The 17514-nt window shown below is 73.4% G+C and carries 19 protein-coding genes; 1 reads left to right on the top strand and 18 read right to left on the bottom strand.

The features are described 5' to 3' along the window. Nucleotides 1-7 precede the first annotated feature (7 nt). A complete protein-coding gene (locus QSK34_RS04640) occupies nt 8-1162 on the top strand; it encodes a cysteine desulfurase family protein (RefSeq protein ID WP_285580244.1) in 1155 nt (384 codons plus the stop codon). Nucleotides 1163-1197: 35 nt separating this feature from the next. On the opposite strand, the gene QSK34_RS04635 is transcribed toward QSK34_RS04640, so the two are convergent. The 18 genes from QSK34_RS04635 to fabG are packed head-to-tail and all read right to left on the bottom strand — an operon-like array spanning nt 1198 to nt 17483. Beyond that, nucleotides 1198-2145, bottom strand: a complete 948-nt coding sequence (locus QSK34_RS04635) for a hypothetical protein (RefSeq protein WP_285580242.1) — start codon at nt 2143-2145, stop codon at nt 1198-1200. Between the two features lie 11 nt (nt 2146-2156). After that, nucleotides 2157-3299: an ABC transporter permease gene (locus tag QSK34_RS04630; RefSeq protein WP_285580240.1), complete on the bottom strand. Its 1143-nt coding sequence runs from the start codon at nt 3297-3299 to the stop codon at nt 2157-2159. Further along, nucleotides 3296-4474 carry an ABC transporter permease gene (locus QSK34_RS04625; protein WP_285580238.1) on the bottom strand — a complete coding sequence of 393 codons (1179 nt, stop codon included), beginning with the start codon at nt 4472-4474 and terminating at the stop codon, nt 3296-3298. The genes QSK34_RS04630 and QSK34_RS04625 overlap by 4 nt, the downstream gene beginning before the upstream one ends. 1 nt (nt 4475) lies before the next feature. After that, a complete protein-coding gene (locus tag QSK34_RS04620; RefSeq protein ID WP_285580236.1) occupies nt 4476-5414 on the bottom strand; it encodes an ABC transporter ATP-binding protein in 939 nt (312 codons plus the stop codon). Continuing rightward, nucleotides 5411-6409 carry a right-handed parallel beta-helix repeat-containing protein gene (locus QSK34_RS04615; protein WP_285580234.1) on the bottom strand — a complete coding sequence of 333 codons (999 nt, stop codon included), beginning with the start codon at nt 6407-6409 and terminating at the stop codon, nt 5411-5413. The genes QSK34_RS04620 and QSK34_RS04615 overlap by 4 nt, the downstream gene beginning before the upstream one ends. Further along, complete coding sequence (locus QSK34_RS04610) at nt 6406-6861, bottom strand: holo-ACP synthase (protein WP_161478430.1); 456 nt, start codon at nt 6859-6861, stop codon at nt 6406-6408. The genes QSK34_RS04615 and QSK34_RS04610 overlap by 4 nt, the downstream gene beginning before the upstream one ends. After that, a complete protein-coding gene (locus tag QSK34_RS04605) occupies nt 6858-7643 on the bottom strand; it encodes an alpha/beta fold hydrolase (RefSeq protein WP_285580231.1) in 786 nt (261 codons plus the stop codon). The genes QSK34_RS04610 and QSK34_RS04605 overlap by 4 nt, the downstream gene beginning before the upstream one ends. A gap of 11 nt (nt 7644-7654) precedes the next feature. Beyond that, the gene (locus QSK34_RS04600; protein WP_285580229.1) at nt 7655-8494 is read right to left on the bottom strand and encodes an ester cyclase; all 840 of its coding nucleotides are present in this window, start codon (nt 8492-8494) and stop codon (nt 7655-7657) included. Then, nucleotides 8494-8907 (bottom strand): holo-ACP synthase, encoded by a 414-nt coding sequence (locus tag QSK34_RS04595; RefSeq protein ID WP_285580227.1) that lies wholly within the window; start codon nt 8905-8907, stop codon nt 8494-8496. Before QSK34_RS04595 ends, QSK34_RS04600 begins: the two co-directional genes overlap by 1 nt. Next, the gene (locus tag QSK34_RS04590; RefSeq protein WP_285580225.1) at nt 8904-9815 is read right to left on the bottom strand and encodes an ACP S-malonyltransferase; all 912 of its coding nucleotides are present in this window, start codon (nt 9813-9815) and stop codon (nt 8904-8906) included. Before QSK34_RS04590 ends, QSK34_RS04595 begins: the two co-directional genes overlap by 4 nt. Continuing rightward, complete coding sequence (locus QSK34_RS04585) at nt 9815-10684, bottom strand: alpha/beta fold hydrolase (RefSeq protein WP_285580223.1); 870 nt, start codon at nt 10682-10684, stop codon at nt 9815-9817. Before QSK34_RS04585 ends, QSK34_RS04590 begins: the two co-directional genes overlap by 1 nt. Next, nucleotides 10681-11910: an FAD-dependent oxidoreductase gene (locus QSK34_RS04580; protein ID WP_285580221.1), complete on the bottom strand. Its 1230-nt coding sequence runs from the start codon at nt 11908-11910 to the stop codon at nt 10681-10683. Before QSK34_RS04580 ends, QSK34_RS04585 begins: the two co-directional genes overlap by 4 nt. Next, the gene (locus tag QSK34_RS04575; protein WP_285580219.1) at nt 11907-12614 is read right to left on the bottom strand and encodes a nitroreductase family protein; all 708 of its coding nucleotides are present in this window, start codon (nt 12612-12614) and stop codon (nt 11907-11909) included. Before QSK34_RS04575 ends, QSK34_RS04580 begins: the two co-directional genes overlap by 4 nt. 11 nt (nt 12615-12625) lie before the next feature. Then, on the bottom strand, nt 12626-14866 hold the full coding sequence (locus QSK34_RS04570) for a beta-ketoacyl-[acyl-carrier-protein] synthase family protein (RefSeq protein WP_285580218.1): 2241 nt from the start codon (nt 14864-14866) through the stop codon (nt 12626-12628). Nucleotides 14867-14894: 28 nt separating this feature from the next. Beyond that, nucleotides 14895-15947: a glycine cleavage T C-terminal barrel domain-containing protein gene (locus QSK34_RS04565; RefSeq protein ID WP_285580216.1), complete on the bottom strand. Its 1053-nt coding sequence runs from the start codon at nt 15945-15947 to the stop codon at nt 14895-14897. Between the two features lie 4 nt (nt 15948-15951). Beyond that, nucleotides 15952-16425: a 3-hydroxyacyl-ACP dehydratase FabZ gene (fabZ, locus tag QSK34_RS04560; RefSeq protein WP_161478440.1), complete on the bottom strand. Its 474-nt coding sequence runs from the start codon at nt 16423-16425 to the stop codon at nt 15952-15954. Then, nucleotides 16422-16712, bottom strand: a complete 291-nt coding sequence (locus tag QSK34_RS04555) for an acyl carrier protein (protein WP_161478441.1) — start codon at nt 16710-16712, stop codon at nt 16422-16424. The genes fabZ and QSK34_RS04555 overlap by 4 nt, the downstream gene beginning before the upstream one ends. Nucleotides 16713-16733: 21 nt before the next feature. Continuing rightward, nucleotides 16734-17483: a 3-oxoacyl-ACP reductase FabG gene (gene fabG / locus QSK34_RS04550; protein ID WP_285580212.1), complete on the bottom strand. Its 750-nt coding sequence runs from the start codon at nt 17481-17483 to the stop codon at nt 16734-16736. Between the last annotated feature and the right edge of the window lie 31 nt (nt 17484-17514).

The raw sequence follows: 17514 nt of genomic DNA, 5'->3' as shown, positions 1-17514 counted from the left end.
CGGAACCATGGACGTCATATACCTGGACAACTGCGCCACCACCCGGGTGGACGAGGAAGTGCTCGACGCGATGCTGCCGTATCTGCGCGAGGAGTTCGGCAACCCGTCCTCCCCTCACCTGCTGGGCAAGCGTGCCCGCAGGGCGGTGGACGGGGCCGCCGAGTCGGTCGCGCGGCTTCTCGGCGGCGACCCGGCCGGCGTCGTGTTCACCTCCGGCGCGACCGAGAGCAACAACATCGCGCTGCTCGGCGCGTTCGGCCACGACGACCGCGCCCCGGTCAACGCGGTGTTCTGCCCCACCGACCACAAGTCGTCGTTGTCGGTCGCCCGCGCGCTGCGCGGGCGCGGCGTCGGCGTCCGGACCATGGCGATCCGGGCCGACGGCGTGGTCGACCTCCCCCGGTTCGCCGACCGGCTCGACTTCGACACCCGGGTGGCCACGGTGGCCTGGGTGAACAGCGAGATCGGCACCATCCAGCCGGTCCGCGAGATGGCCGCGCTCTGCCATGAGAGCGGCGCGCTGCTGCACGTCGACGCCGCCCCGGCCGCGGGCCGGATCCCGATCGACGTGACCGGCGCGGCCGTCGACACCCTGGCCATGTCCGCCCACAAGATCGGCGGCCCGAAGGGCGTCGGCGTCCTGTACGTCCGCCCGGAGATCCGCCGCAGGATCCGCCCCATCACCTACGGCGGCGGCCAGTACGACCTGCGCAGCGGCACCATCCCCACCCACCTGGCGGTCGGTCTCGGCACGGCCTGCGAGCTGGCCTCGGCCCGGATGGAGGAGGACGGCAGGAAGGTCGCGCTGCTGCGCGCGACCGCGCTGGAACTGCTCACCCGGCGCATCCCCGGCCTGCGCCTCAACGGGCGCCCGGAGGCCGGCGTCCCGCACGTGCTGAACCTGGTGCTGCCGGGCGTGCGCGGCGAGAGCCTGGTCGCGAGCCTGCCGTCGGTGGCGCTGTCGACCGGGTCGGCGTGCAACTCCGACTCCCAGGAACCCTCACCCGTGCTCACCGCGATCGGGGTGAGCGCCGAGGACGCCAACAGCTCCGTCAGGATGTGCCTGAGCCCCCGCATGACGGTCGAGGAACTGGTCAGAGGACTGAACCTGGTCTGCGACCGGGCCGGCGCCCTGGCCGGCGTCGTGGTGGCGACGCGCTGAGAACTCGGGTCCGCCGCCGGCGGCGGCGGACCCCCTCACGCGCCGCCGGCCAGGAAGGTGCGGGCCGCCTGCACCCCGGCCTGGAACCTGCTGGTGGCCTCCAGGTCACGCATCAGGGTGGCGATGTGCCGGCGGCAGCTCCGCACCGACATGCCGAGCTTGCGGGCCACCACCTCGTCGGTGTAGCCCTTCGCCATCAGCCCCGCGATGGCCTGGCGCAGGTCGTCGGCGACGTTCGCGTAGCCGGACTCGGCGCCCTCCAGCGGCGTCGCGGTGTCCCACAGGTGGTCGAACAGGTCGAGCAGGAACCGCACGATGCCGTCGTTGTGCACCCGCGCCACGTTGGTCTCGCCGTCCGACAGGCCGAACAGCACGACCAGCGTGCGGTCGAAGACGACCGCGGAGCGCGGGACGTGACTGACCGTGCCGATGGCCGCGCCCGCGTCGATGAGCTGCTTCAGCTTCATCCGGGTGGTCAGGTCGGCCCGGTTCCGGTGCTGGCAGACGATCCGCACGGTGACGCCGCGCGAGAGCAGCGGCAGGTACGCCCGCGCCAGCTCCTCGGCGTCGTCGTCACCGGACTGCAGGACCAGCACCTCGGTACGGCAGGCGTCCCCGGCCATCTTGAGGAAGCCGCGCACCTCCAGCGACCCGGCCAGGTACTCGATCGGCGACGGCGCGGGACCGACGAAGTCCCGGATCTGGTCGATCAGCTCCCGCCGCTGGTAGATCTCCCGCTCGACCGAGGAGACCAGCGCGTTGGCCGCGACCTGCGGGTCCACCGGGATGAACCGGTGGGCGGCGCCGTCGACGGCGCGTAACAGACGGCTCTCGACGAGCTGGTTCACCGCCTCGTTCAGCTCGCGCACGCCGATGCCGAGCTCGCCGGCCGCCACGTCGAGAGCGTCGATGGCGCCCTTCCTGGTCGCGTATCGGTAGACACCCGCGATGTCGGCGGGCCATTTGGTGGTCGAATTCATCATGTGCTGCCTCCTCAGAGGGTTCTCGTTCGTCGGCTGAACAGGACAAGGGACAGGCTCAGCAGGACGGCGGCCATGAGGCCCAGGACGGCGACCTCCAGCAGCACGTCGCCGAGTCCGGTCCCCGGCCGGGAAAGAGTCAGGAGGGCGTCCATCCCCCAGGCGTGCGGGAACAGGTGGCCGATGGTGTCGAGCGTGGGGCCGGCGGCCTCGGCGGGCCACAGGCAGCCGCCGAGCATGCCGAGCACGATGCCGAGCGGCGGCCCGATCGCCGACGGCTGCGCCGACGAGCGGACCAGGCTGCCCATCAGGATCGCGGCGCCGGTGGCGACCAGCGCGAAGACGCCCACGACGGCGGCGACGCCGAACGGCTCGCCCCAGGAGACGCCGAACAGCAGCGAACTCACCACCATGATGAGCACCGCCTGGGCGGCGGCCACGAGGAAGCGGCTGAGCGCCTCGCCGAACAGGACGGCCCCACGCCGCACCGGGGCGGTGAAGGCCCGGGGCAGCATGCCGATGCGGCGGCTCTCGACGAGCGCGGCGGCGACGGCCATGGAGTTGATGAACGTGAACAGCAGCAGGTTGGCCGGGGCGGTGTAGGCGAACCCGCGCGGGGTCGCGGACGCCGTGTCGGAGCCGACCACCTCGACGTCGGCCGAGGCGGCCTGCGCCCTGCGCACCAGTTCGGCGGCGTGGGCCGGGCTCGCGCCGGCCGAGGTGGCGGCGCGGGTGGCCTCGATGACGCCGGCGACCCGGCCGACGGAGGCGTCGACGGCGCTGCGGGCGGCCATGCCGCTGCCGCTGGACTGCGTCATGACCAGCTCGAATCTGGTCGAGCCCGGCGGGATGACGACTCCGGCGGCCAGCGCGCCCCCGCGGACGCCGGCCCGCAGCTCCTCCTCGCCGCCGACGGTGGTGATCTCCAGGTCGGGGTGGGCGCGCAGCTCCGCCAGGACGGCGGCGGCCACGGGGTCGGACTCCTGGGCCACCACGCCGACCGGCAGCCGCGCGGCGGCGGCGCCGCCGCCCAGCGCCATGCCGACGAAGATGATGCTGACGAACGGCATGACCACGATGAAGAACAGGCCCACCCGGTCGCGGGAGTGGCGGCGGAGGTTGGCGGCGACGAGCGCCCAGACGGGGTGCGGTCTCATCCGAGCAGTCCCTTCCGGAAGCCCGTCGCGGCGAGCCCGAAGGCGGCCGCGGCGATCGCGCACAGGACGCCGATCGGCACGGCCACCGAGGCCAGTCCCGCGCCCGAGCCGGCCAGGCCGGTGAGCCCGGTGGTGGTCCAGGCGTTCGGGGTGAACAGGGCGATCTTCTGGAGCACGTCCGGCAGGGTGTAGAGCGGGACCAGGCTGCCGCCGAAGAACGCGGCCACGAAGGAGATCACCATGATCACTCCGTCCGCCTGGGCGTCGGTCCTGGCCCGGCTGGCGACCAGCATGGTGATCGCGGTGGCGGCCAGCACGTGCGCGAGCAGGAGGGTGAACACCGCCACCGGGTCGCCCCAGGTGGAGCCGAAGATCAGCACCGAGGAGACCCAGGTGACGCAGACGCTGACCATGGCGAGGGCGAACCCGACGACGGCCTTGCCCGCGATCGGCACCCAGCCGTGGATCGGCCCGGCCCGCATCCGGTCCAGCGTGCCCTGTTTGCGTTCGATCAGCAGGGACCGGAACGACGCGCCGACCACGAAGAAGGCGAACAGCGCGGCCATGCCGGCGCCGTAGTAGACCGACAGGTCGACCCTGCCGCCGGCCATCGGGTCGTTCTCCAGGGTCAGGGCCGGCCCGGCCGCGCCGTTGCGCTCGACGAACTCCTTGACCTCGCCGGCGGGCACGCCCGCGTCCAGGGAGGCGCGGACCGCGAGCGTGCGGGCCCGCACCAGGCTGGAGATCCGGTCCACCACGGCGTTCGCGACCACCCCGGCCAGCGGCGTGTCCGCCGAGGTCAGCACGTCGACCTGGCCGCCCTGGCCCGCGCCGACACTGTCGCTGAACCCCGGGGGGAAGATGATCGCGGCGCCGATGTCGCCCGCGTCCAGGGCGCTCTGGGCCTGCGCCCGGCCGGGCAGGTCGCGCAGCGTCAGCACGCCGTCGAGCTCCGTGGACGCCATGACCTCGCGGCGGACCCCGGCGGGGAACTCGCCGCCGTCGAGGTCGACCATGCCGACGGTGGCCCGCAGCGGCGGGTCGTCGCCGCCGAGCGCCACTCCGAACAGGGTGGCCATGGCCACCGGCACGATGATCGCGATGATCAGGGCGGTCCGGTCCCGCACCCGGGTCCGGAGCTCCAGGGCACTCACCGTGAGAAGCGATCGCACCATGTCAGTCCCTGAGCGTGCTGCCGGTGAGGTGCAGGAAGGTGGCCTCGAGGTCGGGTTCGACGACCTCGACGGCGGTGACGGCGGCGATGCCGTCGACCGTGGAGATGACCGAGGGCAGCAGGTACCGGCCGCCTTCGGCGATCAGCCGGACCGATCCGGTCGCGGTGCGGACCGCCTCGGTGACGCCGCCCAGGCCGCGCAGCTTGGCGAGCGCGGTGTCGACGTCGCCGTCCAGGGTGAGCTCGATCCGGTCGGCCCCGCCGACCAGCGCGACCAGCTCGTGGCGGGTGCCCTCGGCGACGATGGAGCCGTGGTCGACGATGGCGATCCGGTCGCAGACGCGCTCCACCTCCTCCATGTAGTGGGAGGTGTAGAGCAGGGCCATGCCGTCGGCCACCAGGCGTTCGAGGCCGTCCAGGATGGACTTGCGGCTCTGCGGGTCGACGCCGACCGTGGGCTCGTCCAGGATGAGCAGTTCGGGGCGGTGCAGCAGGGCGGCGCCGATGTTGATGCGCCGCTTCATGCCGCCGGAGTAGGTGTCGAGTTTGGCGTCGGCGCGGTCGGCGAGGCCGACCAGGTCGAGCACCTCCTCCACCCGCGCGCGCACCGCCTTGCGCGGGAGGCCGAACAGGCGGCAGAAGAAGCGCAGGTTCTCCCGGCCGGTCAGATCCGGGTAGAGGGCGATCTCCTGCGGGACGTAGCCGATCTTCGCCTTGGCCGCCATCGGGTCGGCGGAAAGGTCCGCGCCGCCGACCACGACCGTGCCCGTGTCGGGCTTGAGCAGGCCGACCAGCATGGAGATGGTGGTGGTCTTGCCCGCGCCGTTCGGGCCCAGCAGCCCGTAGGCCTCGCCCGGCGCGATGGTGAACCCGACGTCGCGCACCGCGACCACGCCGCCGTAGCTCTTGCTGAGGTTCGCGCAGGTCAGCGTGTCGGTCATGGCCGCCACCCCAGCGCCTCGGCGGGTTCTCCCTTGGCGGCCACGTTGCCGGCGAAGGTCTGGAGCGCGAGGTCGACGCCGAGCTGGTAGTCCAGCGGCGTGTTGCCGGTGACCCTGTTCCACAGGACGTGGTTGGCGACCGCGTCGTCGCCGCCCCAGCCCTTGGAGGAGCCCATCACGAACGCGGCGCCCATCACGGACTCGCCGCTGGGGTGGTTGTCGTGGACGTCGTTGTCGACCACGCAGACCCGCTCGGTGCCGATCAGCGCGATCCCCACGCCCGAGATCGGCGGGCCCGCCGCGCCCAGCTCGCCGGGGTCGTCGCCGCCGGAGGCCAGGCCGTTGCCGTGGACGACGTTGCCGGCGACCAGGCAGTCGCGCACCCCGCCGTCCGGCTCGCCCTCGTAGGTCTGGTTGAGCAGCATCAGCCCGATGGCGTTGCCGTGGCTGACGTTGCGCAGCACCCGCACCCCGCTGGAGTTGTCGACGAACACGCCGAACGCGTTGGCGAAGGTCTCGTTGCCCTCGATGAGCACCTCGCCCCGGCCGCAGAAACTGACCGCGACGCCGCCGTACTGGCTGCCGGAGGCGCGGCACCGGAGCACCTCGCAGCCGGCGCCCTCCCGCACGTAGACCCCCCAGACGGCGTTGTCCACGGCGGTCACGTCGCGGACGGCGAGGCCGGTGACGGAGTGGGCGTAGACGCCCGCGCCGGAGAAGCCGCGCACGGTCAGCCCGGCGACGGTGAGGTCGCGGACGCCGTGCGCGACGACGCCGGAGACCACGTCCGCGCCCGCGTCGTGCAGTTTCGGGACGTCGGGGCGGACCCCTGGTCCGGGGAGCAGCACGGCCCCCTCCCCGCGCAGGGTCACCCCGTCGTGCCTGATCCAGACGTTCCCCGGGTACTCCCCCGCGTCGAGCAGGATCGTCGCGCCGGGGCCCGCCTCGTCCAGGGCGGCCTGGATCGACCCGCCGGGCCGGACGGTTGTGGTCATGGACATCGGGCGTCCTTCCTGTCGACGTGGACGACGGCGAGGGAGACGAGCAGCCCCGCGCCGCTCCCCCAGCGGGCCGCGCCCGCCACCGGGCCGTCCAGGCGGAGCCGGGCGGCCTCCCGGCAGGCGCCGCGCAGGACGTACGCCGCGCCGGCGGTCAGGGTCAGGCCGGTGGCGGCGGTGAGCTCGGCGGCCGCCTCGTCGAGCAGCTCGCCGACCCAGGGCGGCGGCGGTTCCGGCGCGGCCTCGAAGTCGTGCCAGCTGAAGCCGGGCGGGCGGCCCCCGACGGCCTTGATCAGGCTCTCCTTGACCGGGAACGTCGCCGCGTCCAGGCCGCGGTCACGTTCGGCGCGGGTGGCGAGGTGGCGGGCGAAGGTCGCGCCGCCGCGCGCGGCGGCACGGGTCAGCCGGTCGGCCGACACGATGTCCACCCCGACCAGGACGGCGGTCATGCGGGCACCCGGCCGTGCCGGTCCAGGAACGACTCCAGGATCGCGGTGTACTCGGCGGCCCGTTCGATCATCGGGATGTGGCCGCTGTCCGCCACCACGACGACCTCGGCCTCGGGGTACTCGGCGAGCAGCTCCAGCCAGGGGTCGACCGGGGTCATCCGGTCGTGCCGGCCCCACACGTACGCCGACGGGCAGCGCACCTTGTCCAGCGCGGGCCTGACCTGGTAGCGGCGGGTGGCCTTGATGCTGCGGGCCATGCTGACCATCGCCTCGGGCGCCAGTAGCATGGTGCCGACGCCGTCCATCTGCTCCTGGGTGAAGAACCGCTCCTCGCCGTGGAAGAGCGCGGCCATCATCCGCTCGCCGAACTCCGCGCCGACCGGCCGCACGCTGGCCCGCCGGTCGAAGCTGAGGCCGACGTCGGGGTCGGGGGTGAGGCCGGGGGCGCCGCTGACCACGATGCCGCGCACCCGGTCGGGGTGACGCCCGGCGAGGTCGATCGCGACGAGCCCGCCGAGCGAGTTGGCGCACACGACCACGTCCCGCGCGCCCGCCTCGTCGCAGGCCGACAGGAGCGCGTCGCCGAGCCGTTCGATCGACCCCGCCACCCGCCGGTCGAGGGCGCAGATGGCCTCGTGGGTGCGGAGCACCGGCAGGCCCGCCGCCGCCAGGCGCCGGTAGGGGTGCTCCCAGATCCAGCCGCCCGCGAACAGCGCGGACATGAACACCACGGTCGGCCGGTCGCCGTCCCCCGGCGCGTGCTCGAAGGTGAAGTCGGTCATCGTTGCTCCCGTCACAGTAGGGGGACGTCGGCGGGCGTCCACCCGCAGCCGCAGGCCGCGCCGTCGGCGAGCCGGACCACGGTGCCGCAGTCGGCGCAGCGGGCGTACTCGCGGACGGTCTCGGGGATCAGGACGCTGGTGAGGGCGCGGGCGCTGAGCCCGGCCTTGAAGAATCTGCGCACCGCCCGCTGGTGCGGGCGGGCGTGCACGGCCCGCACCGACTCGGGCCGGTCGAAGGCGGCGAGCGTGTACTTCCGGTCGCCGACGTCGAACGTGGCGACCCCGAGGAAGCCCTTGGAGGCCCGCAGCCCCTTGACGATCTCCACGCTGAGCAGGTCCACCTCGGCGGCCTCCGCCGGGTCGCGGACCTCCACCCAGGTGAGGGTGAACGCGCCGGGCCGGTCGGTACGTCCGCTCGCCGCCCGTGCGCTGACCCCGAACTCGCGCACCTCGTCGGCGGCCGGCACGAAGGCGGCCCGGTACCCGAGCGCCTCGGCGACGGCCAGCCGGTCGAAGGAGCGCCTGACCCGCCCCTCGGCGGTGACGAGGTCGGTCCCGGTGATCCTGACGACGCCGCCGACGCCGGGAATGCCCAGGTAGGAGGCGCGGTGGTCGGCTTCGACGGTCCACCAGACGGTCGCGGCGTCGGCGTCTCCCGTCACCTGCTCGACCTGGAGGCGCGGGTTCCTGAATCGCTCCAGGACGGCCGCCGCGTGCGCGGCCAGCGCGTCGCCGCTCAGCCAGCCGTCGGTGTCGGGGTCCTGGAACGCGGTGACGGCGGCGGCCACGGCGGCGGGGTCGGCGTTCCGCCACGCCTCCAGATGCGCTTCGGCGATCTTCCTGGCGTCCATCACCCCTCCTCTTCGCGGAGCTCGGCCGACGCCACGGCCATCGCCAGCGCCCGGCCGGACGTGTGGCTGAGCGAGAGCCGGATGCGCTGGTCGATCCGGGTCGCGAGGGCGGGGCCGAGCCGGACGGAAGGGGGATGGCCGTCGTTGCAGGCGGCGGTGCGGGCGCAGGCCGCGGTGGGGCGGGGCAGGACCTCGACCTGGGCCAGGTGCTCGGCCGTCGGCGGGACGCCGAGCAGGCGCAGGACGGCGCGCTTGGCGGCCAGCCGGCCCGCCCAGTGCTGGAGCGACCGGCCCGCGCCGGAGCGCAGCCGTTCGGCCGGGGTGTAGACGTCCTCGATCCGCATGCCGTCCAGCAGGTCCTGCGGCCGGGTGAGCCCGGCGAAGGCGACCATGGCGCTGCCCCACCGGCTCATGCCGCGAACTCCCTGGCCAGCCGGCGCAGCGTGCCGGGGTCGGCCATGCTGAGGCAGCGCGCGCCGGCCCGGCGGGACAACCCGGCCAGCACCTTGCTGTCGCCCACCTCGACGGCGAGCCCGAGCGCGTCCACGACCGTGACGGTGTCCGTCCAGCGGACCCGGCCGGTGAGCTGGGCGATCAGCGCGTCCCTGAGCACGTCGAGGTCCTCGGTGGGCCGGCCGGTGACGTTGGGCACGACCGGCACCCGGGGCGCCGCCATCGGCGCGGCCCGGACGGCCTCGGCCCATCCCGGCACGGCCGCGGCCATCAGCGGCGAGTGGAAGGCGTTGCCCACCGACAGCGGCACGATCTTGTCGGCGTCGGCGTCGGCGGCCAGGCCGGTCAGCCGGTCCAGCGCCGCCGTCGAACCGGAGACGACCACGTGTCCGGGCGCGTTCTCCAGCCCGACCACGAGAGGCTCCTCCGGGGCCTGGGCCAGCGCGGCCAGCTCCTCGACCCGCTCGACCGGCAGGCCCATCACCGCGCGCATCCCGCCCGTCACGCCGACCCGCGACATCAGCCGCGACCTGGTCTCCACCAGGCGGACGGTGTCGGCGAGCCCGAGCACCCCGGCCGCGTGCAGCGCGGTCAGCTCGCCGACGCTGTGCCCGGCCACTACGCCCGGCTCATAGCCCTCCTCCCGCAGGACGGCCAGCGCCGCCAGGTTGCACGCGGTCACCGCGATCTGCGCGTGCTCGGTGGCCACCAGCCGGTCGAGCGGGCCGCGCACGCACAACGCCGAGATCGGGTGGGTCAGGAGTCCGTCCACCTCGTCGAGCACGGCGCGGGCGACCGGCCGGCGGCGCAACCAGGCGCCCATGCCGACCCGGACGGTGCCCTGACCGGGGAACAGGTAGCCGAGCATCAGAGCCGCCTGCGCGGGCGTCGTTCGGCCTGGGCCGAGTCCTCCGTGCCGAGGAAGCCCAGCAGCAGCTTGCTGACCAGTTCGGGGGCGTCGAGCGGGATCCAGTGGCCGGCCTCCTCGACCCGCTCGTACCGCCACGGGCCCTTCACGAACTTGGCCGAGCCGAGCATGCCCTCCTCGCGCAGCGCCTGGTCGCGGGACCCCCAGATGCCCAGGGTCGGGGCCAGGACCGGCGGGAACGGCCGGGCGGGCCGCAGCTCCGCCTCGGGCGAGCGGTTCGCGCGGTACCAGTTCAGGCCGGCGGTCAGCGCGCCGGGCCGGGCCATGTCGCGCAGGTAGCGGTCGTGGTCGCCCTCCCTGCCCATGATTTCCTTGAACAGCCGCCAGCCGTTGCGGCGCAGCAGTTCCTCGCTGATCCCGGGGAACTGGTAGAGCAGCATGTACCAGGAGGCCGCGCGCTGCTCGATGGACGGCCGCGCGAACACCCCGGGGTGGCCGACCGACAACACGGCCAGGTGGTCGATCCTGCGGGGCATCAGGAACGCGTACATCCAGGCGATGGCCGCGCCCCAGTCGTGGCCGACCACGTGCGGGCGGCGGATGCCGAGCTTGCCGGTGAGCGCGACGACGTCGTTGACGATCGTCTGCATGCGGTACGCCTCGATCTCCTGCGGCTTGGAGGAGTCGCCGAAGCCGCGCAGGTCGGGCGCGATCACCCGGAATCCGCCCTCGGCGAGCGCCGGGATCTGGTGCCGCCACAGATAGGAGGAGTCGGGGTAGCCGTGCAGCAGGATGACGGGGTCGCCTTCGCCCTCGTCCACGTAGGCGATGTCGACGTCGTTGACGCGCACCGTCTTCTTCTCGGTCATGCCGTCTCCCTGAACAACCGTTCGGCGAAGAACTCGCTGAATCCGAACTCGGGCACATCTTCGGGGGCCACCATGTTCAGCAGGCCCGTGACCTGGGCGGCGAAGTTCTTCGCCATCAACCGGCGGGCCCGCCGGCGGCGTTCCACCGCCTCGGGGCCGAACTCCACGTGCAGCCGGCTGACGATGTCGGCGCCGAACGCCAGCCGGTCGAGCCGGAACTCGCGCTCCCGCACGTACGGCTCGAACGCCGCCGGCGACCAGTCGCCGGAGCCGAGCAGGATGTCGCAGACGGTCCGGGAGTCGCGCATCGCGCAGGAGAGCCCGGTGCCGAGCACCGTGTCGGCGTTGCCGGCCTCGTCGCCGATCAGCACCACGCCCTCGGCCAGCGGCGGCCCCTCCGGCACGCTCGACACCGACGGCCACACCGACAGCGGCCCGGCCGGAACGGCCTCGGTGACGGCCTTGCCGCGGTCGGGCAGGCAGTCGAGCTCGAACGCGGCCAGGAACCGTTCGACGCCCCCCTCGCCCCGGTAGCGCAGCTTGTTCTCGGCGGGGAAGTTCAGGTAGAGGCGGGCGCGGCCGTACCCCTGCGGGAAGACCATGAACATCACGTCGCCCTCGGTGCCCATGGCCTGCACGTCGGCCGGCCAGGCGTCCAGGCCCTCGACCATCATGCCGCCGCCCCAGTGGTGCATGGAGTTGCGCATGGTGACGCCGATCTGCCGCCCGACGGTGCAGCCCCGGCCGGTCGCGCCGAGCACCATCCTCGGGCGGATCTCGTGCCCGCCCTCGGCGGTCTGGTAGGTGACGACGGGTTCCGGTCCGGCGGTGACGCGGATGCGGGAGGCGTCCATCACCAGGCGGGCGCCCGACCCCACGGCCTGCGCGGCCATCAGCTCGCACACCGCGTGGTGCGGGAACGACATCGGGCCGCCGACGCCGGGGATGAACCCGGTCATGTCCACGGCCTCCACCTCGTCGTCGCCGACCGCCTCGTCCCAGGTCATCCACTCGCGGATCTCCCAGGCTCCGCCCGCCCCGAAGCAGTCGTAGACGCCGAGCCGCTGCGCCTCGCGGATGCCCCAGGGGGCCAGCCACTCACCGCGGACCAGGTCGTGGTAGGCCTGCTGCTTCTCCAGGAGCACGACCTCCAGCCCACCGGCGGACAGTCGGCAGGCCGCCGACGCGCCCGCGATGCCGCCTCCGACGATCACGACATCGGTCATGCCTCCCACCTCTCCCAGTACGTGCGTTCCTTCGCGCCGACCCGGTCCGCCGGGCGGAAGTCGGTGCCCACCGTGTAGGCGACCGGGATCATGCAGACCTGCGTCACCCCGGACGGGATGCCCAGCAGCTCGCCGACCTGCCGCTCGTGCGGGATGTGCATGCAGGTGATCGTGCTGCCGAGGCCGCGGCTGCGCAGCGCCAGCTGGAAGGACCAGATGGCGGGGAAGATCGAGCCGTAGAAGATGCTGGCCCGCATCGGGCCGAGCCGGACGTGGTGGCCCGGGTCCTCCGGCGGCTTGGTCGACATGCGCTCCCGCCACGCGGCGTCGATCGCCTCGATGTCCGGCGGGCGGCCGAGCACACACGGGATGACCAGGATCGGCACCCGCGCGATCGTCTCGGCCAGCGCGACCACCGACGCGTTGTTGCGGCGGGCCTGCGCCGTGTTCCGCCGCCGCCCCGCGTTGGTCCACACGTCGTTGCGGTGGAACAACCAGGACGCCCGCGTCATCTCGGCGATCTTCTCTTTGACGGCGGGCTCGCTGACCACGAGCCAGCGCCAGTTCTGGTGGTTGTTCGCGGTGGGCGCCTGGACGGCGATCTCCAGCGTCTCCTCGACGATCTCCCTGGGCACCGGCCGGTCCAGGTCCAGGCGGCGGCGTACGGACCGGGTCGTGGTCAGCAGCCGATCGGTCTCGCTCACCTCGAAGAGGGTCATATCGCCCCCAGCACGACGGCGCCGCGCACCGAGCCGGGCGCGGAGCTGAGCACCAGCGCCCGCCGGGCCGGCTCCGGCAGCTCCGGTTCGCCCAGGTAGTCGGCGAGCCCGCCGGCCACCGGCGTGGCCAGCCCGGTCAGGGCGGGCGCGACCCCGTCCCTGATCGCGAGCGCGGCCAGCGTGATGTTGAGGGCGCCGGTCGCGGCCTGGCAGTCGCCGGTGAGCCCGGCCGACGCGGTCAGCGGCACACCCGGCAGCGCGGCCAGCACGGAGGCGGCCTCCTCGGCGTCGTCGCCGCCCCCGGTGGCCGCGCCGACCACCAGGTCGAGCGGCTCGGTGAGCCCGGCGAGGCCGGTGAGCCCGTCGAAGGGGCCGCTGACGTGACCGGCCGCCAGCACCCGCGCGTACGGAGTCCCGCCCCGCGCCGCGCAGTGGTCGGCCGCCTCCACCACGAACGCGACCGCCGCCGACCCGGGCACCCGTTCCGAGTCCCGGTCGTACGGCGACACGAAGGTGTCCTGCGGCACCACGCCGACGTGCTCGTCGGCGGCCACCACCAGGACCACATCGGCCTTGCCGTCCCTGATCATCTCCAGCGCGCAGGTCAGCGCGATCGACGCCGACGCCCCGCCGCTGCAGATCGTCGTGGTCGGCCCGCGTAACCCGAGGGTCTGGCAGACCGCGCCGCCGGTGGCGTTCAGCACCACGTTGGAGAAGCTGAGCACAGCGGGCTTGTTCGGGTTGGCCGCGATGCTGTCGTCGAAGCCGCCGGTGCTCTCCGCCGACCCGGCGCCGGTGGCGAACACCAGCGCGACGTCGTCGAGTTCCTTCCTGGGCAGCTTCAGCCCGGCGTCCTCCCAGCTCAGCCGGGCGGCCGCGATGGCCATCCTGGACAGGTTGTTCATGTGCCGCCAGAGCGAGCGGGGCGCGAACGTCCGGCCCTCCAGGGAGGGCCGCGCGCCCGGTGCCCGGCGACCGGCCAGGATGGCCTCGGTGGTCTCGGCCACGCCGGCCCCGAGCCCGCTGACCGGCCCGAGCCCGGTGATCACGGCCTCCCGCGGCGCCGGTTCCGCCCACTCCCGGTCGGGGCCCGGTGTGGTCAGGACCAGCGAGACGTTGTTGCCGCCGAAGGCGTAGTTGTTGGAGACGACCGTGCCGGTCGAGAGCTTGCGCGCCTGGTTCGGCACGAAGTCCAGGTCGCCGGGCACGGCCTCGGCGTCGAAGCCGATCGTGGGGGGCGCGACGCCGTCGCGCAGGGCGAGCACCGCGGCGACCGCCTCGACCGCGCCGGCCGCGCCCAGGGTGTGGCCGACGAACGACTTGATGCTGCTGGTCGGCACCTGCCCGGCGCGCGGCCCGAAGACCGTGCGCATGACCTTGGCCTCCATGGCGTCGTTGGCCGGGGTGCCCGTGCCGTGCCCGCTGACGTAGCCGACGTCGCCGGTGGTCAGGCCGGCGTCGGCGAGCGCCCGCCGCATCGCCGACACCCCGCCGCGGCCGGTGGGGTCGGGGGCGGTGGCGTGGTAGGCGTCGGCGGACAGGCCGTACCCGGCGACCTCGGCCAGCGGGACCGCGCCCCGGGCCAGCGCCAGGTCCAGCGGCTCCAGCAGCAGGAACGCGGCTCCTTCGCCGAGGTTCAGGCCGTCGGAGTGGCTGTAGGGCCGGCACGGGCCGGTGCTCAGGGCCTTGAGCCCGGCGAAACCGGCGTAGGTGCCGAACAGCAGCGGGTCGACGCCGCCGGCCAGGACGGCGTCGGCCTCCCCTGCGCGGATCTTGTCCTTGGCCAGCCCGACCGCGTTGCCGCCGGCCGCGCAGGCCGTGGACACCAGGATGCGGGGGCCGCGCATGCCCAGCCGGTCGGCGATCACGTCCTGGGTGTGGTGCATGGGCTGGTAGTGGCCGGCCGCGTCGGGGGTGGCCTGGCACTTGCCGAGGATCATCCCGAACCGGGTGGCCTCGACGCCGGTCAGCCCCGCCTGGGCGATCGCCTGGCGGGCGGCGATCAGGGCGAGCGCGGCGGTGCGGTCCAGGGTGGTGTCGGGCTCGGGCAGTTGCCCGGTGACCCACTCGTCCGGGACCTGTCCGGCGTACCGGGCCTCGAAGACCTCGAAGGCCGGGTCCTGGATGGGGGTGAGGCCGCCCTGGCCGGTGGTGAGCCGGTGCCAGAACTCTTCGGGGTCTCGGCCGACGGCACAGATGACTCCCAGGCCGGTGACGACGACGGGCCGCAGCGCCATACTGGATCTCCTTACCTGGCGGAACCGATCAGATGATCGGGATGCTCCAGCTCTTGGGCACGATGTAAGGGCTGGTCAGCGTGGTCACGCCGGCGCCTTCCACGGTGAGCTCCAGCCCGGCGGCGGCCAGCCCGGCCTCCACCCTGGCCAGGCCGAGGGTCGCGCCGAGGCCGACGCTGCGCACCGCGAACACCACCTCGCCGACGTCCTCGCCGCCGGCCAGCACGCGCGCACCCGGCTCGGGCACGACGTCGCCGCCGGAGAAGCCGACGGTCCTGCGGCCCTGCCGCGACTCGAACGCGGCGAGCACGGCCTCCTTGCCGACGAACTCGTCCTTGGTGACGTCGACCAGCCAGTTGGCGCCGATCTCGATCACGTCGGCGTCGCCGGCGGTCTCCAGCCGGGGAATGGGCTGGCGCACCTCCAGCATCGCCAGCTCCAGCGCCTCCTGCCCGGAGGGGGTGACGTGCTCCAGGGTGGCCCGCCACAGGTCGGCGGCCGACTCGACCGGCACGATCATCTGGTAGCCGTACTCGCCGGTGAACCCGGTCCGGGCGAAGACGATCTCGACGTCGTTCCACACGGTGTCCGCCACCGCCTCGAAGGGCAGCGAGGCCAGCTCGCCGTCGATCAGGCGGCCGACGACGCCCCAGGCGTACGGGCCTTCGAGGCCGATCACGGTCAGGTCGGCGGACCGGTCGACGATCTCCACGCCCTCGTCGTTGTGGGCCCGCAGATGCTCGATCAGCCGGGTGCCCGCCCCGACCGAGCTCTCCAGCAGCAGCCCGTCCTCCCGGCCGAACGCCAGGACCTGGTCGACGACCCGCCCGTCGTCGTCCAGCACCAGGCTCATCATGCAGCGCTCGGAGGTCAGGTACTCCACGTCGCGGGCGAGCACCCGCTGCGCGAAGTCGACCGCGGCGGGGCCGCTGATCTCGACCAGCGTGTGCCCGCTCAGGTCGAGTGCCACCGCCCGGTCCCTGAGCACGCCGTACTCGGCCGACAGGTCGGTGAAGCGGAGCGGGACGGTGGCGTCGCCCACCTGGCCGTGAACGGTGCCCTCGGGGTGCGTGAGCGTCATCTGGTCACACCTTTCCTGCGGCGGCGTTGCCCGCCGGATCGACGATGGTGAGGTTTCCTTCGGCGGCGACCTGGCCGTCGACCCGGGCCGAGACCCGGAACTCGGCGAAGCCCGCGCCGCCGCCGGTCCGCTCGGCGGTCAGGGTGAGCCGGTCGCCGGGGACGACGGGGCGGCGGAACCGCATCGACCTGACCCCGGCCAGGTAACTGATCCGGCTGGCCCCGGCCAGGGCGAAGACCACGCCGGCGAGCTGCGCCATGGCCTCGATGATCACCACGCCGGGCAGCACCGCCTCGGTCGGGAAGTGGCCCTGGAACCACAATTCGGTGCCGGTGACGTTCTTGGTCGCCGTGCCCTTGACGCCGGGTTCGACCTTGCCGACCCGGTCCAGCAGCAACATCGGCCAGCGGTGCGGCAGCACCTCGCGGATCTGGTCGTTGGTCAGCCCGGTGACGGGGGCCGCCGCCACGATCGTCATGCGCTCGCCCTGAGCCGCGGGTCGACCTCGTCGGCGAGGCGGGAGATGGAGCCGAAGACGGCCATCTCGCTGTCGTACAGGGCCACCCCGAACTCGGCCTCGATCGCGACGTACAGCTCCAGCACGTCCAGGCTGTCGAGTTCCAGGCCGCGCCCGAAGAGCGGCTGGTCGTCGGTGATCCAGTCGGGCTCGACCTCCAGGTCGAGGCGGGACACGATCATCTTCTTGATCTGGCTGCACGTCTGCTGACGCTCGGCGGCCTTGGCGCGGAGCTCGTCGACGGTCATCTGTCCTCCAGGTTGGGTTCTTCAGCCGAGGCCGCCGCCGTGGGCGACCACGACAGAGCCGGAGATGTAAGACGCCTTGTCGGATGCGAGGAAGCTGACGATCGAGGCGATCTCCTCGGGCCGCCCCATCCGGCCCAGCCGGATGCGGGACTCGTACTGCTTCCTGATCTCGGCGGGCACCTTTCGGGTCATGTCGGTGGCGACGAAACCGGGCGCGACGACGTTCGCGCGCACCCCGTGGGGGGCGGCCTCGTTGGACAGCGCCCTGGTGAACGCGATGATCGCGCCCTTGGACGCCACGTAGTTGGTCTGGCCGGGGAAGCCGCCGTCCAGGCCGCTGGTGGAGGACAGCGTCACGATCGCGCCGCGGCGCTGGTGCTGCATCAGCCGCAGGCCCTCCCGGCAGACCAGGAAGGTGCCGGTCATGTTGACGTCCATCGGCGTGCGGAACTGCTCCAGGTTCATCGCGACGAGGTAGCGGTCCAGGGTGATGCCGGCGCTGGTCACCAGGATGTCCAGCCGGCCCTGGACGGCGCGGACCTCGCGGAACATCGCCCGCACCGCGTCCTCGTCGGTGACGTCCGCGCGGACGGCCGTCGCGGTGCCGCCGCGCTCCTCGATGAGGGTGACGACCTCCTTGGCGTCGGCCTCGGAGCGGGCGTAGTTGACGATCACGTGCGCGCCCTCGGCGGCGAGGTCGAGCGCGACGGCCCGGCCGATGCCGCGGGAGCCACCCGTAACCAGGGCCACGGAGCCTTCGGCAAAGAGCATCGTCGTCTCCAGACAATCGAACTCGGAAATA

The organism is Herbidospora sp. NBRC 101105, from assembly GCF_030269205.1.
Classification (GTDB): Bacteria; Actinomycetota; Actinomycetes; order Streptosporangiales; family Streptosporangiaceae; genus Herbidospora; species Herbidospora solisilvae.
Note: the sequence above shows the minus strand (reverse complement) of the source record. Positions and strands in the feature narration are given on the sequence as shown.